This is a genomic window from Stenotrophomonas sp. 05L44_2, from assembly GCF_056665995.1.
The window spans coordinates 1-2,466 of record NZ_JBFTNR010000627.1; the positions used below are offsets into that span (position 1 = coordinate 1).

Here is a 2,466-nt window from a genome sequence, read left to right on the forward strand (position 1 = left end):
GATCAAGTCCGAGCGCATCAGTGACGAAGGCAAGCTGGCCAACGTACGCAAGGAGCTGTCCGCGCTGGAAACCACGTGGATGGCGCACCCGGCGGCAGTGAAGGACATCGCCAAGCTGCGCGCCGAGCTGAAGGCGGTCAACGAGCAGCTGTGGGAGATCGAGGACGACATCCGCCTGAAGGACAAGGCGCACGCATTCGATCAGGGGTTCATCGACCTGGCGCGCAGCGTGTACCTGCGCAACGACGAACGCGCACGCATCAAGAAGGCGATCAACCTAGCGCTGGGTTCGGCGTACGTGGAAGAGAAGTCCTACCAGGATTACACGCAGCGCGCGTAATCCCGGGCGGCCCGACGCAGTAGATCCACGCCATGCGTGGATGGATCTCCCGGGTTGCGGGACGGTGCGGACCAAGGTCCGCACCCAGTAGACAGCGCTCAGCTGCCCGGCGTGCCACTCATCCCAGATGGTCGGCGACGTAACGCTCGAACGCGGCAATGCCGTCCTCGACGGTGATCAGTTCCATCACATCGTCGAATTCGATCTTGGTGCCCCACTTGAGGTCGGCTGCCTGCTTGCCCAGATACTTGCGCGCCGCGTCGTCGTAGCGGTCCGCGCAGTAGCGGCGGTCCGAATACGGGCCGCTGCGGTTCGGGTTGCTGGCCGCATGCAGGCCCAGCACCTTGGTACCCATTGCGTTGGCAATGTGCATCGGGCCAGAGTCCGGGGTCATCACCAGATTGGCGCGGGCCAGCAGGGCCGGCAACTGCTTGAGCGTGTCCTTGCCGACCAGGTCCAGTGCCGGAACATCCAGCTGGGCCTGGATGGCGTCGGCCATGCTGCGCTCCAGTTCGCTGCGGCCGCCGCACAGCACGATCCGCCAACCGCGCGTGACGGCATGGTTGGCGACCTCGGCATAGCGGTCGGCGTACCAGTTGCGGCGCACGTGGCTGGAGCAGGGCGAGATCATCAGCACCGGCCGGCCATCGTCCTGCCACTGCGCGGCGGCCCAGTCATAGGCTGCCTGCGGCACGGCCAGGTCCCAGCTGACATCGGTCTGGCGCAGGCCCAGCGGCTCGCAGAAGCTGCCGATGGCATCGAGCACATGGATGCCCGGGCGATCAGGGATGCGTTCGTTGATGAAGAGGCCGTGCAGATCCTTGGAGCGGCTGCGGTCGTACCCGATGCGGCGCTCGGCAGGAATGAAGGCGGACAGCACGTTGGCGCGGAACGCCACCTGCATCTGCAGCAGGGCCTCGAAACGCCCGGGCGGCAACTGCTTGCGCAGCTCCTTCACTCCGGCCATGCCGGTCTTCTTGTCGTAGGCGTGGAAGGTGACGCCCGGCAGGCCATCGAGCAGCTTCTGCCCGACCTTGTCGATGATCCAGTGGATCGGCGTGTCCGGGCGCGCGGCCTGCAGGGTGCGCACCAGCGGCACTACGTGGGTCACATCGCCAAGAGCGGACAGGCGCAGAAGACACAAGGAGGAGGACGCTGATGCCATGTGTTGTTAGACTCAAAGGAATGGTCGCATTCGACGCCAATGAAGCGCTGACGCCATGCCGCGAGGGTCGCGGCATCGGGGCCATTCTGTTCGACCGCGAGCGGCTGCGGCAAGCCGACATCGGTCTGTTCTCGCCACAGCACTGGGCCGGCAAGGCCCGGCCGGTGGGTGAGGGCGGCCGTGGCAGCGCCTGGTTCGTGGATGCGCCGTTCGGCGCCAGCGTACTGCGGCACTACCTGCGCGGTGGGCTCGCGGCCCGGATCAGCCACGACCAGTACATCTGGCGGGGGGCGGACCGGACCCGCAGCTTTGCCGAATTCCGGCTGATGCGCGCGCTGCGCGAGAAGAAGCTGCCGGTGCCCAGGCCGATTGCCGCCTTCTACATGCGTGAAGGCCTGCGCTACCGCGCCGCGATCCTGATGGAACGGATCGAAGGGGTGCGCTCGCTGGCCGACCGCGCACTGGTGGCCGGGCGCGGGGCGCCGTGGGAGGAAACCGGGCGGATGATCGCGCGCTTCCACCGTGCCGGGCTGGACCATGCCGATCTCAATGCGCACAACATCCTGTTCGATGGCAACGGCCATGGCTGGCTGATCGACTTCGATCGCGGGGTGATCCGCATCCCGGCCACGGCCTGGCGCGAGCGCAATCTCAAGCGCCTGCTGCGCTCGCTGATCAAGCTGCGCGGTGAGCGCAGCGTGGAAGACGTGGAAAAAGACTACGCGCGCCTGCGCCGCGCCTATGACATGGCCTGGAACCGGGGCACCTGATGGACTGGTCGTTGCGTTTCCTCGGCGTCGGCAATGCGTCGGCGGTCGAGCTGGGTTCGCCGATGTCGGTGATCGAGCGCGATGGTCGGCCCTGGCTGACCATCGACTGCGGCGGCGAAGGCCTGACTGCCTTCAAGGCCCATTACGGGCATATGCCGCAGGCGCTGTTCGTCACCCATGTACACCTGGAC

At 66.5% G+C, this 2,466-nt stretch carries 3 protein-coding genes and 1 pseudogene; 3 read left to right on the top strand and 1 reads right to left on the bottom strand.

The features are described from left to right. Position 1 precedes the first annotated feature (1 nt). Entirely contained in the window at positions 2–340 is a 339-nt protein-coding gene (locus tag AC1VAN_RS18400; protein WP_480986399.1) for a DUF6165 family protein, read from the top strand. A gap of 118 nt (positions 341–458) precedes the next feature. On the opposite strand, the gene AC1VAN_RS18405 is transcribed toward AC1VAN_RS18400, so the two are convergent. Next, positions 459–1,505, bottom strand: a complete 1,047-nt coding sequence (locus AC1VAN_RS18405) for a glycosyltransferase family 9 protein (RefSeq protein WP_088101167.1) — start codon at positions 1,503–1,505, stop codon at positions 459–461. A gap of 20 nt (positions 1,506–1,525) precedes the next feature. Between AC1VAN_RS18405 and AC1VAN_RS18410 the strand changes: the two genes are divergently transcribed. Together AC1VAN_RS18410 and AC1VAN_RS18415 are read left to right on the top strand one after the other, a co-directional pair. Then, positions 1,526–2,275, top strand: coding sequence for a 3-deoxy-D-manno-octulosonic acid kinase (locus AC1VAN_RS18410; RefSeq protein WP_025878162.1), 750 nt, complete (start codon positions 1,526–1,528; stop codon positions 2,273–2,275). After that, positions 2,275–2,466 (top strand): annotated as a pseudogene (locus AC1VAN_RS18415) (MBL fold metallo-hydrolase); the annotation flags it as partial. The gene AC1VAN_RS18410 and the pseudogene AC1VAN_RS18415, both read left to right, overlap by 1 nt.